Origin of the sequence: Acidovorax sp. 107 (genome assembly GCF_003058055.1) — a bacterium.
Classification (GTDB): Bacteria; Pseudomonadota; Gammaproteobacteria; order Burkholderiales; family Burkholderiaceae_C; genus Acidovorax.
Genome location: NZ_QBTZ01000001.1, coordinates 267434 through 289314, shown reverse-complemented (window position 1 = coordinate 289314; position 21881 = coordinate 267434). Strand labels below are relative to the sequence as shown.

At 67.3% G+C, this 21881-nt stretch carries 21 protein-coding genes; 6 read left to right on the top strand and 15 right to left on the bottom strand.

Features of this window, described 5'->3' with window-relative positions:
* Positions 1-37: 37 nt before the first annotated feature.
* A complete protein-coding gene (locus C8C99_RS01285) occupies positions 38-247 on the top strand; it encodes a hypothetical protein (protein WP_146185999.1) in 210 nt (69 codons plus the stop codon).
* A gap of 190 nt (positions 248-437) precedes the next feature.
* Here C8C99_RS01285 and C8C99_RS01280 read toward each other — a convergent pair whose 3' ends face one another.
* Both C8C99_RS01280 and C8C99_RS01275 read right to left on the bottom strand, forming a co-directional pair.
* Positions 438-794 (bottom strand): hypothetical protein, encoded by a 357-nt coding sequence (locus C8C99_RS01280; protein ID WP_108624680.1) that lies wholly within the window; start codon positions 792-794, stop codon positions 438-440.
* Positions 795-963: 169 nt separating this feature from the next.
* Positions 964-1866 (bottom strand): EamA family transporter, encoded by a 903-nt coding sequence (locus tag C8C99_RS01275; RefSeq protein ID WP_108624679.1) that lies wholly within the window; start codon positions 1864-1866, stop codon positions 964-966.
* A 99-nt stretch (positions 1867-1965) separates the two neighbouring features.
* Between C8C99_RS01275 and C8C99_RS01270 the strand changes: the two genes are divergently transcribed.
* A complete protein-coding gene (locus C8C99_RS01270) occupies positions 1966-2457 on the top strand; it encodes an Lrp/AsnC family transcriptional regulator (RefSeq protein WP_108624678.1) in 492 nt (163 codons plus the stop codon).
* A 20-nt stretch (positions 2458-2477) separates the two neighbouring features.
* Here the strand turns inward: C8C99_RS01270 and C8C99_RS01265 are convergent, their stop codons facing one another.
* The 3 genes from C8C99_RS01265 to C8C99_RS01255 all read right to left on the bottom strand — a co-directional run bounded on the left by C8C99_RS01265 (position 2478) and on the right by C8C99_RS01255 (position 5706).
* The gene (locus C8C99_RS01265) at positions 2478-3470 is read right to left on the bottom strand and encodes a 2-dehydropantoate 2-reductase (RefSeq protein WP_108624677.1); all 993 of its coding nucleotides are present in this window, start codon (positions 3468-3470) and stop codon (positions 2478-2480) included.
* A 227-nt stretch (positions 3471-3697) separates the two neighbouring features.
* Positions 3698-5047, bottom strand: a complete 1350-nt coding sequence (locus C8C99_RS01260; protein ID WP_108626999.1) for an ATP-binding protein — start codon at positions 5045-5047, stop codon at positions 3698-3700.
* The gene (locus C8C99_RS01255; RefSeq protein ID WP_015015552.1) at positions 5047-5706 is read right to left on the bottom strand and encodes a response regulator transcription factor; all 660 of its coding nucleotides are present in this window, start codon (positions 5704-5706) and stop codon (positions 5047-5049) included. The genes C8C99_RS01260 and C8C99_RS01255 overlap by 1 nt, the downstream gene beginning before the upstream one ends.
* Before the next feature lie 203 nt (positions 5707-5909).
* Between C8C99_RS01255 and C8C99_RS01250 the strand changes: the two genes are divergently transcribed.
* Positions 5910-6953 (top strand): ABC transporter substrate-binding protein, encoded by a 1044-nt coding sequence (locus tag C8C99_RS01250; RefSeq protein WP_108624676.1) that lies wholly within the window; start codon positions 5910-5912, stop codon positions 6951-6953.
* Positions 6954-7004: 51 nt separating this feature from the next.
* Here C8C99_RS01250 and C8C99_RS01245 read toward each other — a convergent pair whose 3' ends face one another.
* Both C8C99_RS01245 and C8C99_RS01240 read right to left on the bottom strand, forming a co-directional pair.
* The gene (locus tag C8C99_RS01245) at positions 7005-8528 is read right to left on the bottom strand and encodes a DegQ family serine endoprotease (RefSeq protein ID WP_108624675.1); all 1524 of its coding nucleotides are present in this window, start codon (positions 8526-8528) and stop codon (positions 7005-7007) included.
* Between the two features lie 133 nt (positions 8529-8661).
* Positions 8662-9441: an SDR family NAD(P)-dependent oxidoreductase gene (locus tag C8C99_RS01240; protein ID WP_056637228.1), complete on the bottom strand. Its 780-nt coding sequence runs from the start codon at positions 9439-9441 to the stop codon at positions 8662-8664.
* 137 nt (positions 9442-9578) lie between these two features.
* Here C8C99_RS01240 and C8C99_RS01235 point away from each other — a divergent pair, with 137 nt between their 5' ends.
* On the top strand, positions 9579-10505 hold the full coding sequence (locus C8C99_RS01235) for a LysR family transcriptional regulator (protein WP_199226275.1): 927 nt from the start codon (positions 9579-9581) through the stop codon (positions 10503-10505).
* 88 nt (positions 10506-10593) lie between these two features.
* On the opposite strand, the gene C8C99_RS01230 is transcribed toward C8C99_RS01235, so the two are convergent.
* The 8 genes from C8C99_RS01230 to C8C99_RS01195 form a co-directional block, all read right to left on the bottom strand.
* Positions 10594-11664 carry an aldose epimerase family protein gene (locus C8C99_RS01230; protein ID WP_108626997.1) on the bottom strand — a complete coding sequence of 357 codons (1071 nt, stop codon included), beginning with the start codon at positions 11662-11664 and terminating at the stop codon, positions 10594-10596.
* Positions 11665-11674: 10 nt separating this feature from the next.
* Entirely contained in the window at positions 11675-12613 is a 939-nt protein-coding gene (locus tag C8C99_RS01225; RefSeq protein ID WP_108624674.1) for a DMT family transporter, read from the bottom strand.
* 83 nt (positions 12614-12696) lie between these two features.
* Positions 12697-14271 (bottom strand): galactarate dehydratase, encoded by a 1575-nt coding sequence (garD, locus tag C8C99_RS01220; protein WP_369866885.1) that lies wholly within the window; start codon positions 14269-14271, stop codon positions 12697-12699.
* Between the two features lie 45 nt (positions 14272-14316).
* Positions 14317-15609 carry a TRAP transporter large permease gene (locus tag C8C99_RS01215; protein ID WP_108624672.1) on the bottom strand — a complete coding sequence of 431 codons (1293 nt, stop codon included), beginning with the start codon at positions 15607-15609 and terminating at the stop codon, positions 14317-14319.
* Between the two features lie 204 nt (positions 15610-15813).
* Positions 15814-16302: a TRAP transporter small permease gene (locus C8C99_RS01210; protein ID WP_056637243.1), complete on the bottom strand. Its 489-nt coding sequence runs from the start codon at positions 16300-16302 to the stop codon at positions 15814-15816.
* 71 nt (positions 16303-16373) lie between these two features.
* Positions 16374-17351 carry a TRAP transporter substrate-binding protein gene (locus C8C99_RS01205; RefSeq protein WP_056637245.1) on the bottom strand — a complete coding sequence of 326 codons (978 nt, stop codon included), beginning with the start codon at positions 17349-17351 and terminating at the stop codon, positions 16374-16376.
* Positions 17352-17393: 42 nt separating this feature from the next.
* On the bottom strand, positions 17394-18275 hold the full coding sequence (locus C8C99_RS01200; RefSeq protein ID WP_108624671.1) for an SMP-30/gluconolactonase/LRE family protein: 882 nt from the start codon (positions 18273-18275) through the stop codon (positions 17394-17396).
* 8 nt (positions 18276-18283) lie between these two features.
* The gene (locus C8C99_RS01195; RefSeq protein WP_108624670.1) at positions 18284-19102 is read right to left on the bottom strand and encodes an NAD(P)-dependent oxidoreductase; all 819 of its coding nucleotides are present in this window, start codon (positions 19100-19102) and stop codon (positions 18284-18286) included.
* A 122-nt stretch (positions 19103-19224) separates the two neighbouring features.
* On the opposite strand from C8C99_RS01195, the gene C8C99_RS01190 reads away from it, so the two are divergent.
* Positions 19225-19953 carry a FadR/GntR family transcriptional regulator gene (locus C8C99_RS01190; protein ID WP_056637252.1) on the top strand — a complete coding sequence of 243 codons (729 nt, stop codon included), beginning with the start codon at positions 19225-19227 and terminating at the stop codon, positions 19951-19953.
* Positions 19954-20233: 280 nt separating this feature from the next.
* Positions 20234-21673: an aldehyde dehydrogenase family protein gene (locus C8C99_RS01185; RefSeq protein WP_108624669.1), complete on the top strand. Its 1440-nt coding sequence runs from the start codon at positions 20234-20236 to the stop codon at positions 21671-21673.
* Positions 21674-21881: the final 208 nt, after the last annotated feature.

The window sequence follows — 21881 nt, the reverse complement described above, 5'->3', positions numbered from 1 at the left end:
CGCCCCTCCCAAGGGGCGTCTTTCATAGGGGAGAGAGATGAACGACCTGATGACTTTGGCGGACATCGCCATCATGAACAAGTGCAGTGAGCGACACGCGCGGGATGTGCTGGTGAAACTGCCCGGTTTCCCAGGTGAGGCGCCCACTTCAACCCCGCGTAACCGGCTGTGGTTGCGCAGTGAGGTGCGGGCCTTCATTCACAGAAAACCCGCGCAAATCACGCACATACGCCTGAAAGCCGCATGAATGCTTGCTTTCGATTCCTGTCGAGGGGACCAGATTCATAGCCAAAATGGCCACAAGCGCTAGTGAAATATGCGCTGGCAGCTATCAAATTTGAAGCATCCGCACGCAATACGCGCACTGCCCCAATCAGCGCGCAGCCGCCTTGGCGGCCTTACTTCGAGTCTGTCTTGCCTTCTGGCCCTCACGCAGACTACGCAGGGTGATCGCCTTCCACAGCCTCGGCCGAAGGATCATCCGGGCTGACCATGGTGCCCGCAGCGGCACCTCCCAGCGCACCGGCAATGCCGCCCAAGGTGCTACCGACCACAACACCCACCGGGCCCGCGACGGCCACGCCCACGGCAGCGCCGGCTGCGGCGCCGGCCATCATGCCGCCGCCCATCAGGGCGGAGTGGGCTTCGCGCTCTGCGTCTTCGGGCTCCAGCGCGGTCTGGGCGCCGGTTCGGGGATCTTGCGACGGGATGCCGTAGCCGGGGCGTGCTTGCTCGGCCAGGTCTTCGTCCACGGGTGCGGTGACCGTAGTGGAAGGGGTGGTGGAGGGAATCATGATGGGCTCCTTGGACAGGGGACGACGGCGCCAAGGGGGTGCCGTCACAGTCCTTTTTTAGCCCTGCAACCCAACCAATCAAGCCAGCCGGCAGACCGCACGCCTGTCAGGCAATGCGCCGTGCCATGGCACCACCCGCTTGGCAGCACCGCTCCGCCAGCACGCACCTTCAGGCCGCTTGCGGCGCCGTGTGGTCGGCAGCAGCGGGGCGCGCAGCCGTCATGGCACTGCCCATCGACGCGGCCATGATGCAGCCGATGGCGAGCCACTGCGCCGCGCTCAGGTGCTCGCCCAGCAGCGCCATGGCCACCAGCGCGGCCACGGCGGGCTCCATGCTGATCATGATGCCGAAGGCCTCCTTGGGCAGGCGCTTCAGGGCCATCATCTCCAGCGAGATCGGGATGGCGCTGGACACCGCCGCCACGGCCACGCCAATGAGCAGCACGGTGGGCGACAGCAGCGCCGCGCCCGCATGCACCACGCCCACGGGCACCACCACCAACGCGGCCACCAGCAGGCCCAGCGATACCGAATGCCCCGCGTGCAAGTGCCCGGCGCGCTTGCCGAACACGATGTACAGCCCCCAGAACACGGCCGCGCCCAGGGCGTAGAAGACGCCCACCGGGTCCAGCGTGCTGCCGTTGAGCCCCAGCGGCAGTAGCATGCCCAGGCCGGCGATGGCCAGCGCCACCCACACAAAATCCACCGCGCGGCGCGATGACCAGATCGCCACCGCCAGTGGTCCCGCAAACTCGATGGCCACCGCAAGGCCAAACGGCAAGGTACGCAGCGACATGTAAAACATGAGGTTCATGCCGCCCAGCGCCGCGCCGTAGAGCATGACGGCCCGCGCGTCCGCGCGCGACAGGTGCCAGCGCCAGGGCCGCCACAGCAGCAACACCAGCAGTGCAGAAAAGCCCACGCGCACGGCGGTGGTGCCCTGCGCTCCCACCACCGGGAACAGCCAGTGCTTGGCCCATGAGGTGCCGATGCCCAGTGCGGTGACGGAGCCCAGCACGGCCAGGAAGGGGAAGAAACGGTGCAAAAGAGAACGGAGGGGGGAAGCGCTCATGGGCTGAAAATATAGTGCGACCCCGACGCGTTTTTGGCTCGAATTTCGGGGCTTGCGCGCAACTTTCGCTCACCCTGAGAACCTGTTCCGAGGAGCCCCATGACCACTCCGGCAGCACTTGACCGCTTTGACCTCGCCATCCTCGACATCCTGCAGGCCGACAACACCACGCCCCAGCGCGCGATTGCGCAGGCAGTGAATCTGTCGGCGCCTGCGGTGCAGCGGCGCATCCAGCGGCTCAAGGACAGCGGCGTGATCCGCGCCAACGTGGCCGTGCTGGACCCGGTGAAGGTGGGCAAGCCGCTGACCATCGTGCTGGAGGTGCACCTGGACAACGAGCGCCCCGACCGCACCGCCCCGCTGCGCGCGCGCATTGCGGCCGAAGACGCAGTGCAGCAGTGCTACAGCGTGACGGGCGAGGCGGACTACCTGCTGGTGGTGAACGTGGCGTCGATGGCGGACTACGAGGCGCTGACGCGGCGGCTGTTTGAGGGGGACGACAACATCAAGCGCTTTCGGACCTCGGTGGCGCTGGCCAGCCTGAAGACGGGGCTGCGCGTGCCGCTGGACAGCGCGGCAACCGTGGCCTGATCACGAAGCCACAGCCGCAATCACAGCCCCAGAACCTGGCGCAACTGTTTGCCCGTGAGGCGCTGGCGCGGCCCGCCCAGCAGCTCGCACATGCGCGCATTGAGCGGCGCTGCCATGCCCAGTGCCGCCGCCAGCCGCACCACGGCGCCGCACAGCGCGTCAATCTCCGTCACGCGCCCGGCTTCCAGGTCGTCCCACATCGACGAGCGGGCCGTGGCGTCGATCTGCAGCATGCGCTTGGCCAGCCGGGTGAACAGCCAGTTGGGCAGGCGCAGCACATGGGGCAGCAGCGTGGGCGACACGGCAGTGACCTGGGCGGGGGTGATGCCCGCCCGCGCCATCACGCGCAGCGCCTCGGTCTGCAGCGCGGCAAAGACGCGGCGGCAGTCGCGGTCCAACAGCTCTTGCCGCAGGGGCAGGTCGGACAGCGCGTTGACCGGGTTGTTGAGGTTGAGCAGCAGCTTGCCCCACTGCACGGCGCGGATGTCTGGCGGCAGCGTGGTGGCCAGGCCGGCGGCGTTGAACAGCGGAGCGATGCGCTCGGTGACCGAGTCACGCTGCAGCTTCAAATGGCCTGCGGTGGCGCGGTGTACGTGCGCGCCACGCAGCACCACGTTGTAGGGCACCATGCCCGCCAGCACGTTCAGGCCGGGCGCCAGGGCTGCGATGCGGGCCACATTGTCCACGCCGTTTTGCAGCGAGATCACCGGCGTGCCGGGCGCACAGGCCGCCGCCAGCTCGCGCGCGGCCGACTCGGTGGCGCCGCTTTTGACGCACAGCAGGATGACGCTGTCGGCACTGGGCGCAGCATCGGCCAGCGTGGGGGCCAGTTGCAATGAGGACGCGGGCACGGTGCGGTCAAAGCCGTCCAGGTCGGTGACCTTCAGGCCGTGCAGCGCGATGGGCTCCAGCGCATGCGGGCGGCCCACCAGGCACACGGGCTGGCCGTGCGCGGCCAGGCGCCCACCCACATAACAACCAATGGCGCCTGCGCCCAAAACGATGAAGTTCATGCCGATGCGTGTGTGCTGAGGTGGAAGTGGGTGCAGGCAGATCGGGAACTGACACAGCCTGCGCGCTACCCCCGCATTGTGCGGGGCAGGCCTCTGGCGGCGTGGCGCACACGTGACGAGGCGTTTTGAAGCACTCTGCGGGTGCTTTTGAGGGATTTTTGGCTGGTAGCGCTAGTGCAATATGCCTGACCAGCTATCCAATTAATAGCAATCAGTCATCACACAGCTCAAGGCTTGGCGGCCGCAAACCGAACAGTCACCCGCAAGCCGCCCAGGCGCGGCGAGCTGTCCAGCGCCACGGTGGCGCCATGGCCCTGTGCAATGGCCTGCACGATGGCCAGGCCCAGGCCGCTGCCGGGGGCACCGTCGGCGGTGACGCGCACAAACCGCTGCATGGCCCGCTCACGGTGCTCGGAGGCGATGCCGGGGCCGCTGTCTTCCACGGTGAGCACGGCGTGGTCGCCCTCGCGGCGCACCTGCAGGTCCACCTGGCCGCCGGGAGGGCTGTATTTGATGGCGTTGTCCAGCAGATTGCGGGCCAGCATGCGCAGGGCCTCGGCGTTGCCGGTGACGGTGGCAGCGTCAGAGTCCAGCAGGCCCACATCCATGCTGCGCGCCTGGGCGGCGGGGGCCACATCGGCCAGCGCCAGCTGCGCCGTGGCGCGCAGGTCCACAGGGTCATTCACGGCCGTGCTGGCCTCTTGCCGCGCTAGGGTGAGCAGCTGCTCGACCAGCCGCGTGGCGCGCTCGATGCCGGCCGACAGGCGTTCGACGGCGGCCGCCCGCGCGGCATCGTCGCCCGCACGCTGCAGGCCTTGCAGTTGCAGGCGCAGTGCGGCCAGGGGGGAGCGCAGCTCGTGCGCGGCGTCGGCCACAAAATGCTGCTGGGCCTCGAACGCGTGCTGCACACGCTCGAACAGCAGGTTGAGTTCGCTCACCAGCGGCTGCACCTCATCGGGCAGCTGCGCATCGCTCACGGGGGAGAGGTCGTCGGCCTGGCGCTTTGCCAGCTGGCGGCGCACGCGCTCCACCGGGGCCAGCGACCGGCTCACGCCCCACCACACGGCCAGCACCAGCAGCGGCGCCATGATGGCCAGCGGCGCCAGCGTGCGCAGTGCCAGGCTACGGGCCATGTCGCGCCGCGCGGCCATGTTCTGCGCCACCTGGATGACCTGCGAGCGGGTCTGCATCGAGAACACCCGGTAGGTGCCGCCGCGCGCCTGCACGTTGGTGAAGCCCAGCACGGCAATCTGCGGCAGGGCGGCGCCCACGGCGGATTCAAAAATGCGCAGGCCCTCGTTGGTCCACACCTGCACGATGAATTCGTGGTTTTCGTCCTCGGGGTCCAGCCCCGGGCCCAGACCCTGCGCATCCACCGGCAGGCCCGAGCGCAGGGCCAGCGCGGTTTGCTGCATGTGGTAGTCGAACAGCGCATCGGCCTCTTCCAGCGCCCCCCGGTAGGCCAGTGCGCCCTGCACCGCCCCGGCCAGCACGATGGCGGCGAGCAGGAACATGAGCAGCCGCATGCGCAAGGAGCGCGGGAGCAGGGCCTGAAAGGTGTGTGAGATTTTTTCCATCACATCTTCGGTACCAGATACCCGACACCGCGCACGTTCAGCACCAGCTCGGGCCCCAGCTTCTTGCGCAGGCCGTGGATGTAGACCTCCACCGCGTTGCTGCTCACCTCATCACCCCAGCCATAGAGCTTGTCCTCCAGCTGCTGGCGCGACAGCACCATGCCGGGCCGCGCAATGAGTGGCTCCAGCACCGCCCATTCGCGCCCCGACAGCACCACGGGCGTGCCGCGCACGGTCACCTCGCGCGTGGCGGGGTTGATGCTGACGCCCTGGTGCTCGTACACCGGCTCGGCACGGCCCGCTGCGCGGCGCAGCAGGGCACGGATACGGGCCAGCAGCTCATCCAGGTCATAGGGCTTGAGCACATAGTCGTCGGCCCCGGCATCCAGCCCCTCGATGCGTTGCGCCACGGCATCGCGCGCGGTGGCCACCAGCACAGGGGTGCGGTTCTTGCGGGCGCGCAGGTCGCGCAGCACGGCCAGGCCGTCGCGTTTGGGCAGGCCCAGGTCCAGCAGCACCAGGTCGTATGCCTGGGTGCGCAAGGCCGTGTCAGCCGCATCGCCATCGCGCGCCCAGTCCACCGCGTACTGCTCAGCGCGCAGCAGGTCCAGCACGGCTTCGCCGATCATGGAATCGTCTTCAACAAGCAGCAGGCGCATGGCAAGGGGGCAGAAAGGTCGGTCGGTCAGGAGTGCAGGAAAAGGGCTGGCTGCCAAGGATAGCGGCGGCATGGACGCTGGCACAGCACCGGGCTGCCAGAACGACTTGAATTTGACACATCACTGTCACAATGAAAGCGCCACGCGCACACCGCCCGCCCCAGGGGCCGGGCCATTACGACAAAAGACAAGGAGCAAGACCGATGGCAATTCCAATCACATTTCCCCCTCTCCACCACGTTGCTGCGGCCGTTGCGCTGGCGGCACTGTCTGCCACGGGCGCCCAGGCGCAGGGTGTGGTCAACGCGCTGTGCAGCACCGACGCGCCCTGGTGCGAAGCAGCCGCCAAGGAGTTCACCCGCAAGACGGGCATCAAGGTGAACCAGGCCCACAAGGGCACGGGAGAGATTGCCGCGCAGCTGCGCGCCGAGGCCAACAACCCCAAGACCGACATCTGGTGGGGCGGCACGGGCGACCCCTTTTTGCAGGCGGCCGAGCAAGGCCTGCTGGCCGAATACCGCCCCGCCTACCTGCATGACCTGCACAGCTGGAGCGTGCGCCAGTACGCCATGTCGGGCCACCAGGTGGGGGGCTTTTACAGCTCGGCCATCGGCTTTGGCTACAACACCGAAACGCTCAAGAAGAAAAAGCTGCCCGAGCCCCAGTGCTGGTCCGACGTGATCAAGCCCGCCTACAAGGGCGAGGTCGAAATCTCGCACCCCGCCTCCAGCGGCACGGCCTACACCGTGATTGCAGGGCTGGTGCAACTGATGGGCGAAGACAAGGCTTTCGAATACCTCAAGGCCCTGCACAAGAACACCACCACCTACACCCGCAGCGGCCAGGCGCAGGCGCCCAACGTGGCCAAGGGCGAGGTGGGTGTGGGCATCACCTTCATGTTCAACTTTGAGAAGTGGAAGGCCGACAAGTACCCGGTGAAAACCCAGGCGCCTTGTGAAGGCACCAGCTACGAGGTGGGCGGCATTGCGCTGGTCAAGGGCGCGCGCAACATGGACAACGCCAAAAAATATTACGACTGGCTGATGAGCCCCGAAGGCCAGGCCGTGGGCGCCCAGGTGGGCAGCTACCAGGTGCCTGCCAACAAGACCTTCAAGATGGACCCTCGCATCCCGACGCTGGACAACGTGAAGCTCATCAAATACGACTTCGAGAAATACGGCAAGGCCGCCGAACGCCGCCGCCTGATCGACCGATGGACGAAGGAAGTGGAGCCCCTGCCGCGCTGATGCGCAGCGCCCGCCGCAGGGTAGCAACCGACGGCGGGCGCAGGCCATGGATCAGCCCAGGCGCACGGGCACAAAGATCTTGTCGCCGTCGCGCTCAATCAGCAGCGCCACCGACTTGCCCGCCTTGGCCATGGCGGCACGCACCTGCGTGATGTCCTTGATGGGCGCACCGTTGATGGCCAGCAGCACGTCGCCCGGCTGCACACCGGCCGCAGCAGCAGGGCCGCGCGCCTGCTCGATGACCAGGCCTTCATTCAAGCCCGCCGCGCGCCGCTCCTGCGGGTCCAGCGGGCGCAGCGACAGGCCCAGTTGGCCCTTGCCCACGGCGTCATCGTTGCGCGCCTGCTTGATTGCCTTGTCGCTGGCGTCGCCCAGGGTGGCGGTCAGCTCCAGCGGCTTGCCCTGGCGCCATACCGACAGCTTGGCCTGCTGGCCCGGCTGCGCCTGGCCCACCCAGGCGGGCAGGTCGCCCGAGGCCACGATGGGCTGACCGTCCACCTGGCGGATCACGTCGCCCGCCTGCAGGCCGGCCTTCTCGGCAGGGCTGCCCTTGCTGACGCTGGCCACCAGCGCGCCTTCGGGCCTGTCGAGGTTGAACGACTCGGCAAACGCCTGGTTCACCTCCTGCACCGCCACGCCCAATTGCGCGTGGCGCACCTTGCCGGTGGCAACGATCTGGTCCTTGATCTTGGCGGCCAGCTCGATGGGGATGGAGAACGACACCCCCTGGTAGCCGCCCGAGCGGCTGTAGATCTGCGAGTTGATGCCCACCACCTCGCCACGGGCGTTGAACAGCGGACCACCGGAGTTGCCGGGGTTCACCGCCACGTCGGTCTGGATGAAGGGCACCAGGCTGTCGTCGGGCAGCGACCGGCCCTTGGCACTGACTACGCCGGCCGTCACGCTGTTTTCAAAGCCAAAGGGTGAGCCGATGGCCAGCACCCATTCACCCACCTGCAGGTCGCGGGTGCTGCCCAGGCGCACGGTGGGCAGGTTCTTGGCGTCGATCTTGAGCACGGCCACATCGGTCTTGGGGTCGGAGCCCAGCACCTTGGCGCGGAACTCGCGCCGGTCGGTGAGCTTGACGATGACTTCGCTGGCACCCTTGACCACATGGGCGTTGGTCAGCACCAAGCCATCGGGGCTGACGATGAAGCCCGAGCCCTGGCCGTGCGTGGGCACGTTGGGCTGGGCCTGCGGGCCCATGCCGCCCGGAAAGCCGAACTGGCGGAAGAACTGGTAGAAGGGATCGTTCGGGTCCATCTGCGGCGCCCGGCCCTGGCGCGCGGCGGGCTGGCCTTCGTCTTCGCCGTCGTCATCAGCCATCGCGGCCTTGGTGCTGCCCGTCACGCTGATGTTGACCACTGCCGGGCCGTTTTGCGCGGTGATCTGCGCGAAGCTGGGCAAGGCCCCGCCGGGGGCGGCGGGCGTCTGGGCCACGATGGCGGGGGGCGGGGTCAGGGCGCGGGCCTGGTGCCCGGTGATGAAGCCTGCGCCCGTGGCACCCACCGCACCAGCGGCCACCAGGGCCAGGATGAGGCGGCGGGGGGTAGAGGTGAGCGTTGTCGTATTCATGGTGTGGTGCCTTTGCCATCGGAGTTGCGATGAAAAGCAGTGTGGGCACCAACACTTAGACGAAACTTAGACCCCGATGGCCCCCGGCGCCCCCGCCAGGCCACACCACCGCCACCGCCAGCTTGGCGCCGCATCACAGGAACATGCCGCCCGATGCCTCGATGCGCTGCGCGTTCACCCAGCGCGTGGCGGGCTGCAGCAGCGCTGCGACCAGGGGGCCGATGTCCTCGGTCACGCCCACGCGGCCCAGCGCGGTCTGGCTGGCGACAAAGGCGTTGAGCTGCGCGTTGTCGCGCACGGCGCCGCCGCCGAAGTCCGTCTCGATGGCGCCCGGGGCCACCACGTTCACCGCGATGCCGCGCGGTCCCAGCTCCTTGGCGAGATAGCGGCTGAGCACCTCGATGGCGCCTTTCATCGCCGCGTAGGCCGCGTAGCCGGGCAGGGCGAAGCGAGCCAGGCCCGACGACAGGTTGAGGATGCGGCCGCCGTCATTCATCAACGGCAGCAGGCGCTGCGTGAGGAAGAACACGCCCTTCAGGTGCACATTGACCAGCGCGTCAAACTGCGCCTCGGTGGTCTCGGCAAAGGGTGCGTGCACGCCCATGCCCGCGTTGTTGACCAGAAAGTCCAGACGATCACGCTGCCAGCCGGACTGCAGGGACTGCGACAACCGGCCGGCAAACGCCTCGAAGCTGCTGACGTCGCCCACATCGAGCGGCAACGCCACGGCGCGGCGCCCCAGGGTTTCGATCTCGGCCACCACCGCCTGGGCCTCGGCGGCCTGCTGGCGGTAGGTCAGCACCACATCGATGCCGCTCTTCGCAGCCGCCAGCGCGGCGCTGCGGCCCAGGCCCCGGCTGCCGCCGGTGATGAGAACGATGGGGGTGGAGTGAGTGTTGGCGGGTGCGGTCATGGCAAGGTCCTCGGTGTGGGGCTTGGGCGCCTGCCGCAGGGTGCGGCGGGCATGGGGAGAACTTTATTGACTCCCAAGAAAAACATAAACCATGCAAAATTGAATTGATTGTTCAAACCAAACAACCAATCCAAGCCATGAACCCCCTGGACCGCATGCAGATCTTTGCCCACGTGGCCGAACTGGCCAGCTTCACGCAGGCGGCCCAGGTGCTGGGCATCCCCAAGGCCAATGCCTCGCTGGCCGTCCAGCAACTGGAGGCGCAGCTGGGCACGCGCCTGCTGCACCGCACGACGCGGCGCGTGCAGCTGACGCAGGACGGGCAGGTGTACTACGAGCGCTGCAAGGACCTGCTGGACGACGTGGAGGAGCTGCAGACCCTGTTCGCCCACCCCGAGGGCGCCGACCTGCGCGGGCGCGTGCGCATCGACATGTCCACCGGCATCGCGCGCCAGCTGGTGCTGCCGCGCCTGCCCGAGCTGCTGCAGCGCCACGCGCAGCTGCAGGTGGAGCTGAGCAGCACCGACCGCCGCGTGGACCTGGTGCGCGAGGGTTTTGACTGCGTGATCCGCGTGGGCCCGGTGGCCGAGCCCGGCCTGGTGGCGCGCCCGCTGGGCGTGGTGCGCGTGGCCACCTGCGCCAGCCCCGACTACCTGGCGAAGAAGGGCACGCCCCGCACGCTGGCCGACCTGGCGCAGCACGACCTGGTGCACTACGTGAGCACGCTGGGCACGCGCTCGGCGGGGTTCGAGACCGCAGAGGCGGGTGGCGCGCCCCAGTTTCACGCGATGGGCGGGCGCGTCACCGTCAACAGCGCCGAGGCCTACCTGGGTGCCTGCGCCGCCGGGCTGGGGCTGATCCAGGCACCGCTGCTGGGCGTGCGCGAGCTGATCGACAAGGGGCTGCTGGTGGAGGTGCTGCAAAACCACCCTGCCCCGCCCATGCCCGTGACGCTGCTGTACGCCCACCGGCGCCACCTGCCGCAACGCGTGCGCGTGGTGATGGACTGGCTGGCTGCCGTGGTACGGGACCACCTCCTGCGCGAAGCCGCTGCAATCCAGTAAGTGACGCTATCAATTGAGTAGCTACCAGCGCTTGTGAAACAAGCACCAGGTGCCAAAACCTTCCAAAATCAAACGCCCGGCAAAAGAATCAGCCGGTGAAGCGATAGACGATGGCCCCGCGAACCACCTCGCCCGGCTGCCACCAGCGGGCTTTGAAGCCGGGGTGGTTGGGCGCGTCGGGGTATTCCATCGGCTCCAGACAGAGGCCGTGGCCGGCGTACACCTGCACGCCCGGCGCGGTGGCCCACACCTGCAAGGCGCGTCCGCTAGCTGGGTCGCTGAGCAGCGCTACCGGGCGCAGGCCTGCGGGCGTGGTGGGCAGCGCTTGTGCCAGTGGCTGCAGCGACCCGGCGGGCTGCGCACCGAGGTGCACATCGCCGCCGACATCGCCCAACACCAGATAGTGGTCCAGCCCGCCCGCGCGCTCCAGTTGTTCACTGCGTTGCGCCACGGCATCCCCCACCCGGCGGGGCTGCTGGAAGTCGAACGGCGTGCCCTGCACCGACTCCAGCACGCCGGTGGGGCAAACGTCGGCCGCCAACGGCACGTAGCGGCTGGCGGGTACCTGCAGCACGTGGCCATGCGTGCTCCCCGCCCCGGCCAGGTTGAAGAAGGCGTGGCCGGTGATGTTGACCACGGTCGGCGCATCGGCCACCTCGGCGGTCCAGGCCATGTGCAGCGCGTTGTCGGGCGCCACGGCCAGGTCCAGCGTCAGCCGCACCGTGCCGGGCACGCTGTCGTCCTGCGTGCGAAAGATGTGCTGCAGGCGCAGTGCATCGGGCCGCACCTCGGTCACCGTGAACACCTGGAACCGGCTGCCCAGCGGGCCGCCGTGGTGGTGGTGCGGGCCGCTGTTGGTGGGTAGTTGCAGCACCGCACCATCGGGCAGCGCAAGCTGTCCGTGGCGCAGCCGGCCGGCCCAGCGGCCAATGAGAGCGCCCATCGACAGTTGCCCATCCAGGTAGCCCTGCAGGCTGTCGTAGCCCAGCGCAACATCCACCAGGCCGCCCTGCCCGTCGGGCATCGCCACCTGCACCAGGCGGGCGCCGTAGTTGCTCACCGCCACCTGCAGCCCACCGGCGCCGCGCAGGGTGTACAGGTCAGTGGGCTGACCGTTGAGTGTTTGCCTAAAAGCGTCGCGCGAAAGGGAATAAGCCATGGCCGCCAGTTTATTTGGCGGCGGGCGGTGCGGCAGGCGCATCGCGCGTCACCAGCCAGATGCCGGCGCACACCAGCACCAGGGCCAGCAGATTCTTCCACTCCCACAGCGCCTCGCCCAAAAACAGCGCCGACAGCGCGGCACCGAAGACCGGCACGGTGAAGTTGAACACCGTGATCTGGCTCACGCGGTTGTGCTTGAGCAAGATGCTCCAGAGCGAAAACGCGGCCGACGACAGCAGCGCCAGGTACACCAGCAGCACCGTCGATCCCCAGGTGATGCCCGCGAGCGAACCGCCCAGCGTCCAGCCGATGGCCAACAGTGCCACGCCACCCAGGCCCAGTTGCCAGCCCGTCATCACCACCGAGTCCATGCGCTGCGACACCTGCTTGCCGTAGATGCTGGCAGCGGCCAGCACCAAGGCGGCGATCACCACGAAGCCTTCGCCCAGCAGCGTGAAGTCCAGGTCCAGCGCGCCGCGCCCCAGGTTCACCACCATCACGCCCGCAAAACCCACCAGGCAACCCCAGAGCTTGGCGTGGCTCAGGCGGTCGTTGTGATACACCCAGTGCGCCAGCAGCACGCTGAAGAAGGTGCCCGTGGCGTTCATGATCGAGCCCTTGACGCCCGTGGTGTGTGCCAGGCCCACGTAGAAGAACACGTACTGCAGCGTGGTCTGCGCCAGGCCCAGCACCACCAGCGGGCGCCCGGCACCGGGCCCCAGGCCCCAGATGGCCTTGCGCATGGCCACGGCCCAGGCCAGCAGGATCAGACCTGCGCCCAGAAAGCGCCAGCCTGCGAATACGAGCTGCGTGGGGATGTCATTGCGTGAGATGCCGAACCAGGCATAGCCGGTCTTGATGGCCGGGTACGAGCTGCCCCAGAGCAGGCAGCAGAGCAGCGCCAGCGCCACCACGACCTTGCGGTCGGAAAAACGAGAAGATCCCATGCGAAGCGGTCTTTCAAGGACAACAGCCCTTGCAGGCAAGGGCTGTTGGAGGGGAAACACAAGGAGCCATAGCCCCTAAAACTTCAGGTCACCGGCGCCGGGTTGAACAGCACCAGCGCGTTGTGCAGCTGCCACTGCTCGGCCCAGGTCTTCTTGCGGCCACTGGCCACGTCGAGCAGCAGGTGGAACATCTCCCAGCCCAGGTCTTCAATGGTGGCCTCGCCATCGGCGATCTTGCCGGCGTTGATGTCCATGAGGTCGTGCCAGCGGCGCGCCAAGTCGCTGCGCGTGGCCACCTTGACCACGGGGCATTCGGCCAGGCCGTAGGGCGTGCCCCGGCCGGTGGTGAACACGTGCAGGTTCATGCCCGCGGCCAGTTGCAGCGTGCCGCAAATGAAGTCGCTCGCGGGTGTGGCGGCGTACACCAGGCCGCGCTGGTCGCTGCGCAGCTTCTCGCCCGGGGCCAGCACGTGCGCAATGGGCGCGGTGCCGCTCTTGATGATGGAGCCCATGGCCTTCTCGGCGATGTTGGACAGCCCGCCTGCCTTGTTGCCCGGCGTGGTGTTGGCCGCGCGGTCTACGCGGCCCCGGTCCAGATAGCGGTCGTACCAGCCCAGCTCCCGCACGATAGCGTCAGCCACTTCGGGAGTGGCGGCGCGGCTGGTGAGCTGCTCCACGGCGTCGCGCACCTCGGTGTTCTCGCTGAACATCACCGTGGCGCCCGCGCGCACCAGCAGGTCGGCGCAAAAGCCCACGGCCGGGTTGGCTGTGACGCCGGAGAACGCGTCGCTGCCACCGCACTGCACGCCCAGCACCAGCTCGCTGGCTGGGACAGTCTCGCGGCGGCGCGCGTTCAGGCGCTCCAGGTGGGGACGCGCACTCTGCACGATGTGGTCGAGCATGGACATGAAGCCCACATGTTCGTCAGCCTGCAGGCACACCGTCTCGGGGCCCAGCGCCGCGTCGCGCTCGTCGGTGATGGGGAAGCTGCCCGGGGGCAGCAGGCGGTCGGGCTGCAGCTTTTCGCAGCCCAGGCTGACCACCATGACCTCGCCACCGAAGTTGGGGTTGAGACTGATGTTGCGCAGCGTGCGGATGGGGATGATGGCGTCGGGCGCATCAATGGCCACACCGCAGCCGTAGGTGTGCTCCAGGCCGATCACGTCGTCCACCTGCGGGTATTGCGGCAGCAGCTCGGCCTTGATGCGGCCCACCGCCTGCGCCACCACACCGGCCACGCATTGCACGGTAGTGGTGATGGCCAGGATGTTGCGCGTGCCCACCGAGCCATCGGCGTTGCGGTAGCCCTCGAAGGTATAGCCCGTGAGGGGTTCGAGCACCGGTGGCTTCACGGTGGCCATGGGCAGGCCTTCGAGCGCGCGGGCTGATGGCATCTGGAGCAGGCGCTCGTGCACCCAGCTGCCGGCCGGGATGGCCTTGAGCGCATAACCGATGGGCACGTTGTAGCGTCGCACCACATCGCCCTCGGCAAGGTCCTGCAGCGCCACCTTGTGGCCCTGGGGCACCTTGTCGCGCAGCGCAATGCCTGCGCCCGGCACGCCCGGGGGCAGCACCGTGCCGGCGGGCAGGCCACCGTCGTTGGCGACGATGGCGACGTTGTCGTCCGCATGCATGCGGATGGTGAGGGGTTCTCGCATCGGATCGTTCACTTCATGTCCACTTCATGTGCTGCATGGCCGTGCTCAGCCACCCGCCTTCAGCACCAGGTCCGGCAGCCACATCGAAAACTGGGGCACGTAGGTCACCAGCATCAGTGCCACGATGAGCGCACTGTAGAACGGCCAGATGGTCTTCATCACCTCGCCCACGGAGATACCGCCGATGGTGCAGCCGATGAACTGCGTGGTGCCCACGGGCGGCGTGTTCAGGCCCAGCGCGCAGTTGATGAGCATGACGATGCCGAACTGCTCGGTGCTCATGCCGAACTGCTGGCAGATGGGCAGAAAGATGGGCGTGCAGATGAGGATGGTGGCCGCCATGTCGAGGAAGGTGCCCAGCACGAACAGGATGATGTTGACCGACAGGAAGATCACCCAGGGCGAGGTGCTCATGGACTTGAGCGCATCGCCCGTGAGTTCGGCCACGCCGTACAGGCCGATGAGGTAGCCAAACATCGACGAGATGCCGATGAGCAGCAGCACCGTGCCCGTGGTCTTGACGGCTTTGGACGCGGCCTTGAGGAACTGCTCGCGCGTGAGCTTCTTGTAGACGAACACCGAAAGGATCAACGCCCACAGCACCGCCACCGACGCCGACTCGGTGGCCGTGAACGCCCCCGACAAGATGCCCGCAATGATGATGACCACCACGGCCAGGCCGGGGACGGAGGCGCGGAACGAGATCCACACGATCTCCCAGCCGGGGAAGGTGCCGGCGGGGTAGCCGCGCTTGACGGCCACGAAGTAGGCGGCAGCCAGGTTGCAGATGGTGAGCAGCAGGGCCGGCACGATGCCCGCGAGGATCAGCGCCGCAATGCTCACCTTGCCGCCAGCGGCCAGCGTGAAGATGATGAGATTGTGCGACGTGGGCATGAGCGCACCCACCAGCGAGGCGTGCGTGGTCACGTTCACCGCGTAGTCGGCGTGGTAGCCCTCTTTCTTCATCTGCGGAATGAGCACGGCGCCCATGGCAGACACGTCGGCCACGGGCGAGCCCGAGACGCCGCCAAACAGCGTGCAGGCCAGCACATTGCTCATGCCCAGGCCGCCGCGCACGTGGCCTGCCACGCTCTTGGCGAAGTTGACGATGCGGTCGGCAATGCCGCCGTACATCATGATCTCGCCCGCGAAGATGAAGAACGGGATCGCCAGAAACGAGAACGGGTTCATGCCCGAAATCATCTGCTGGAAGCCCACCGCCAGCGGCAGGCCTTCATACAGGATGGTGGCCAGCGAGGACAGGCCGATCGAGAAGGCCACGGGCACGCCCAGCAGCAGCAGCAGCGTGAAGCTCACGCACAGGATGGTCAACGCCATGATGGTGATGGAATTTTTATGAAGACGTTTAAGGAGCGGGCTTAGAGGCTGGGAATTCCTTGGCTGTGCCCGAAAGGCGCGCCACAACGCCCCGGATCTAGGCGCAAAGCGCAGCCATAGCCAGCGCTATGGCGAGCATTTGCAACGACGAGCCGGGGCGTTTTGGCGTGCAAGGCGGGCATGGACAAGGGATTCCCAGTCTCTTTAGTGCCAGGCAGGCTCGACTTCAACGCCACGCAGGATGGCAAGGATGTGTTCCAGCGAGAACATGGCCACCAGCACGCCGGCCATGGCGGGCGGCACGTACTTGAAGGCTTCGGAGATGCCCAGCGTGGGAATCTTGTAGGGCGCCACCGATTCGGCCAGCACGCCGCAGTTCCAGGCCATGACGATGCCGAACAGCAGCACCAGCGCATGGATCAGCAATTCGAGCTTGGTGCGCAGCCCGTCGGGCGCCAGCACCAGGAAGGATTCGAGGCCGATGTGGCCCGCGTCACGCACACCCACGGCCATGCCCAGCATGGTCACGTACAGCACCAGCAGCACGGCGCCGCTCTCGGCCCAGGTGGGGGTATCGTTGAAGATGTAGCGGCCGATGACCTGGTAGAGCACGGCACAGACCAGAAGGACGAGCCCCCCCACGCCGAGCTGCAGGCAGGTGCGCGCGATGAAGGCGCAAAGTCGCGTGTACATAGAGAACATTCAGAGGACAAAAAATAGAACCTGCCGCAGCGCACACGGCCCTGCGGCAGGGACCGCCAGGATCACTTCACCGCGTCGATGCGCTTGACCATGTCCTGGAGCTTGGGGTCCTTCAGGAACTTGTCGTACACCGGCTTCATGGCCGCCTTGAAGGGCGCCTTGTCCACTTCCACGATGTCAGCGCCACCAGCCTTGACGACGGCCAGCGACTTCTCCTCCCGCTCGTCCCAGAGCTTGCGCATGTACACCACCGACTCCTTCGCGGCTGCGCGTATCGCCTTTTGCTCGTCGGCGCTCAGCTTGTCCCACACGCGCTTGCTGAACAACAGGATCTCGGGCGCCATCGAGTGCTCGGTCTTGTTGAAATACTTGGCCACCTCAAAGTGACGCGAGCTTTCGTAGCTGGGGTAGTTGTTCTCGGCAGCGTCCACCAGGCCGGTCTTGAGCGCGGTGTAAACCTCGCCAAACGGCATGGGAGTGGCGTTGGCGCCCATGGCTTCGAGCAGCGAGACCCACAGGTCGCTCTGCTGCACGCGCACCTTCAGGCCCTTGACGTCGGCCAGGGTCTTGATGGGCTTCTTGACGGTGTAGATGGAGCGTGCGCCGGAGTCATAGAACGCCAGGCCCACAAAGCCCTGCGATTCGCAGTCCTTCAGGATCTCGTCGCCAATGGCGCCGTCCAGCACCTTGCGCATGTGTTCCTTGTCGCGGAACAGAAACGGCATGGTGGGCACCATGGTGGCGGGGCAGATGTTGTTCATGGGCGCGACGTTCACGCGCGTCATGGCGATGGCGCCCAGTTTGGTCTGCTCGATGGTGTCCTTCTCGATGCCGAGCGAGCCCTTGGCGTAGACCTTGATGCTGTGCTTGCCGCCGGTGGCCTTGGACAGCGTCTCACCCATGTGGCGCACGGCCAGCACGGTGGGGTAGTCCTCAGGGTGGATGTCGGACGAGCGGAACTCGGTGGCCTGAGCGGCCAGGCTGCCGAGCAGGATGCCGGCGGCGATGGCCACGCGGCCAAAGAGGTGTGGAACGTTCATGGTGCTTTGTCTCCGGGGTTGAATGGGGTTGGCGCGCTGCGCTCAGGCGGGCTGATGCGGGACTTCTGCGAGCCCTTGGGCGCCCGGGCGGGTCACGAAGACCGCGCCGCCGTGGGCTGCATCGTTGCCCTGCGGCTGGCCGGGGCGGATGGAGGTGATGAACAGCAGGTCCATGTCGGACCCGCCAAAGCTGCACATCGAGGGCTTGCTGACCGGCACGGGCAGCGAGCGGTCCAGCACGCCCGATGGGGTGAAGCGGTGCACCAGACCTGCATCGTTGGCGCAGATCCAGTAGCAACCGTCGGTGTCGATGGCAGCGCCGTCGGGCCGGCCTGGCAGCTCGCGCATGTCCACGAACTCGCGGCGCGGCCCCAGGCTGCCGTCGTCGTGCAGGTCCAGCGACCAGATCTTCTGCACGCTGGGGTGGCTGTCGCTGAGGTACATGGTGGCGCCATCGGGGCTGAAGGCCAAGCCGTTCTGGGTGACCAGGCCCTGCACCTGCGGCGCCGAGAGGCCGCGTGCATCCTGTCGGTACAGGCCGCCCGCAGGCTGGGCCAGCGACATGTCGCGCACCATGGTGCCAGCCCAGAAGCGCCCTTGGCGGTCGCAGCGGCCGTCGTTGAAGCGCATGCCAGCTTGCGGGTGCTGCACGGCAGAAATGAGAGTCCAGACCAAAGTGCCGTCGTCGGCAGGCTGCAGGTGGAAGACACCGGTGTCCATGCCGGCGATGAGCCCACCGCTCGCATGCAACGCAATACAGGCCAGCCGCTCAGAGGTCGTCCAGCTCATCAGTTTCCGGTCGGCCCAGCGCAGGCGGCGCAGCGCGCGGCCTTCAATGTCCACCCAGTACAGCGCCTGCTCGGCAGGGCTCCACAGCGGGCTTTCGCCCACCTGGTCCTGGTGGTGAGGCAGCAAGAGTTCCATGGGTTCGCTCACTCGAACGGACCGGTGCGCACAAACGGCCCGCCCTGGTAGATCACGGCCGGGTCGGTCAGGTCGGGCTGCGGGTCTGCGGCCTCCACCTTGGCGCGGAAGGGCTCGGAGCTGTCCTGCGGGCGGTAGCCAATGTGGCGAGCGAGTGTGTTGTCCCACCAGGCAGTGGTGTTGTCGCCCATGCCATAGATGATGCTGTGGCCCACCACTGGTGCCGTGAGGCTGGCCACCACCAGGCGCTCCAGGTCGTCGTAGCTCATCCACGTGGCCAGCATGCGGCGGTTGCGCGGCTCGGGGAAGGAGGAGCCGATGCGCAGGCACACGGTTTCGATGCCGTAGCGGTCAAAGTAGAAGCGCGAGAGGTCCTCGCCAAACGCCTTGGACAGGCCATACAGGCCATCGGGCCGTGCCGGGTCGCGCAGGCCCACCACTTCGTCCTGGCGGTAAAAGCCGGTCACATGGTTGGAGCTGGCAAACACCACGCGCTTGACGCCTTGCTTGCGAACGGCCTCATAGAGGTTGTACGCCCCCACGATGTTGGCCTGCAGGATGGGGTCCCAGGGCTGCTCGGTGGACACGCCCCCCAGGTGCACCACGGCGTCCACCCCTTCGAGCAGCGGCAGCATGGCACTGGCGTCTTCCAGCCGCGCGGGGCGCAGTTCTTCGCCGGGCGCCTCGCTGCCCAGGTCGGCGATGTCGGACAGACGCAACGTGGTGCAGTACGCCTTCAGACGCGTGCGCAGCTCACGCCCCAAGCCCCCGGCGGCTCCGGTCAGTAACAAACGCTGGAAACGGATCGGTGTCGGGTGACAGGGCATGGCTTTTGTGGAGGTTCTTGGTACAGTGGCGTTACAAGCGGTTGAACGTCATCAGTTGTCATACAACGAAGAGGCAATGTACTCCTTTCAACCCCGCCAATACATAGGGATAACACCAAGAGATGAGCACCGACATCGCCCCCCGCCGCAAGCCCCGCACCCTGGCCCTGGAGCTGGTGGACTCGTTGGGCGACCGCATCCGCGACGGCCGTCTGGGGCTGGGCGACAAGCTGCCCACCGAGGCGGCCATCATGGCCGAGTTCAATGTCAGCCGCACCGTGGTGCGCGAGGCCATTTCCAAGCTGCAGGCCTCGGGACTGGTGGAGACGCGGCACGGCATCGGCACGTTTGTGCTGGGCCTGGGGCAGGCCCCGGGTTTCAAGATCACGCCCGACCAGTTCAGCACGCTGCGTGACGTGATTGCCGTGCTGGAGCTGCGCATTGGCGTCGAGACCGAGGCAGCCGCTCTGGCTGCGCTGCGCCGCACCGAGGCCAACCTGAAAGTGATGCGAGAGGCGCTGGACGCTGTGGCCGCCGCCGTGGACGCGGGGCGGGACGCCGTGGCCTCGGACTTCCAGTTCCACCTCGAAATCGCACGCGCCACGCAAAACAGCCATTTCGCCGAGCTGATGGGCACGCTGGGCAGCATGATCATTCCGCGCGCACGCCTGGCCGCCATGGATTCGGCGAACGATGAGCGGCGGCAGTATCTGCGGCGGGTCAACGGCGAGCACGAGAGCATCTACGACGCCATCGTCGGCCAAGACCCGGACGCCGCCCGCGCCGCCATGCGCACCCACCTGGCCAACAGCCGCGAGCGCCGCCGGCGCGCGCAGGCCGAGGCCAGCTGACGCAGAAGGCCCGTGCCGGTACCACCCACCCTGCGCGCCCGCCTGCTGCCCCGTGGGCCGCGCAGGCGTGCAGTGGTCCCATGAGTAATTACCCGCAGTACCCAAGATCTCACTTATGTTGTACGATGACATACAACAATGAACCTGCAGTGGCCGAACCCCGGCGCACGGCGCTTGCCTGGATGGCAGCCGTCTGCGGCGAGCAGTTCTCTCAGCGAAATGATCCCGGCACCGGGGCTTTGATTCGACTTTTCTCAACCACCCACACACCTACACAGCCATGCATGCAAACCTGATCGCCGGCACCTGGACCGAAGGCGTCCGCACCTACCAGAACACCAACCCGTCCGACACGCGCGACGTGATCGGCGACTACGCCGTGGCCAGCCGCGAGCAGGCGCTGGAGGCTGTCTCGGCCGCCCACGCGGCCTTCCCAGCCTGGAGCCTGTCCACGCCCCAGCAACGCTTTGACATCCTCGACGCCGTGGGTAACGAAATCATCGCGCGCAAGGCCGAGCTGGGCGACCTGCTGGCCCGCGAGGAAGGCAAGACCCTGCCCGAAGCCATCGGCGAAGTGGGCCGCGCGGCCGCCATCTTCAAGTTCTTTGCGGGCGAAGCGCTGCGCCCCGGTGGCGAAATGATCCCGTCCGTGCGCCCCGGCGTGGGCATCGAGATCACGCGCGAGCCCCTGGGCGTGATCGGCATCATCACGCCGTGGAACTTCCCCATCGCCATCCCGGCCTGGAAGATCGCCCCGGCCCTGGCCTACGGCAACACGGTGGTCTTCAAGCCCGCCGAGGTGGTGCCGGGCTCTGCCTGGGCGCTGGCCGACATCCTGCACCGCGCGGGCCTGCCCGCCGGCGTGTTCAACCTGGTGATGGGCCGGGGTTCGGACGTGGGCGCCGTGCTGCTCGAAGACGAGCGCATTGCGGGCGTGAGCTTTACCGGATCGGTGGGCACCGGCCAGCGCGTGGCCGCCGCCTGCGTGCCGCGCGGCGCCAAGGTGCAGCTGGAAATGGGCGGCAAGAACCCGTTTGTGGTGCTGGACGACGCCGACCTGAACGTGGCCGTGGGCGCGGCCATCAACAGCGGCTTCTTCTCCACCGGCCAGCGCTGCACCGCCAGCAGCCGCGTGATCGTGACCGAAGGCATCCACGACCGCTTCGTGGCCGCCATGGTCGAGAAAATGAAGGCCCTGAAGGTGGATGACGCCCGCAAGGCCGGCACCGACATCGGCCCCGTGGTGGACGACCGCCAGCTCGCGCAAGACCTGGAATACATCGGCATCGGCCAGCAAGAGGGCGCCAAGCTCGCCTACGGCGGCGAGGCACTGGAGAAGAACGCCGACGGTGCGCCCGGCTTCTACCTGCGCCCTGCCCTGTTCACCGAGACCACGCCCGGCATGCGCATCAACCGCGAAGAGATCTTCGGCCCCGTGGTGAGCGTGCAGCGCGCCAAGAACTATGAGGAAGCGCTGGCCCTGGCCAACGACACGCCCTTTGGCCTGGCCAGCGGCATTGCCACCACCAGCCTCAAGCACGCCACGCACTTCAAACGCCACGCCCAGGCTGGCATGGTGATGGTGAACCTGCCCACGGCGGGTGTGGACTACCACGTGCCGTTTGGCGGCCGCAAGAGCAGCAGCTACGGGCCGCGCGAGCAGGGGCGCTACGCGGCGGAGTTCTACACCACGGTGAAGACCGCGTATACCCAGGCTTGATGGGTGCGGGGCTGGTCCACAGACCCCACCCCTGAGTAGCTGCCGGGGCGCGAGCGAAGCCCGGCGTTGCCGCCACAGCATGCACGCCTCCCGCGCACAGGATTGAAGCAAAACTGGCCGAAGGCGCATGTGAATCATGTGCTTACAGCTATATTTTGTATAGCAAACACAGCCACTCCGCCGTCCCCGGCAGAAACAAGGGGTCTCG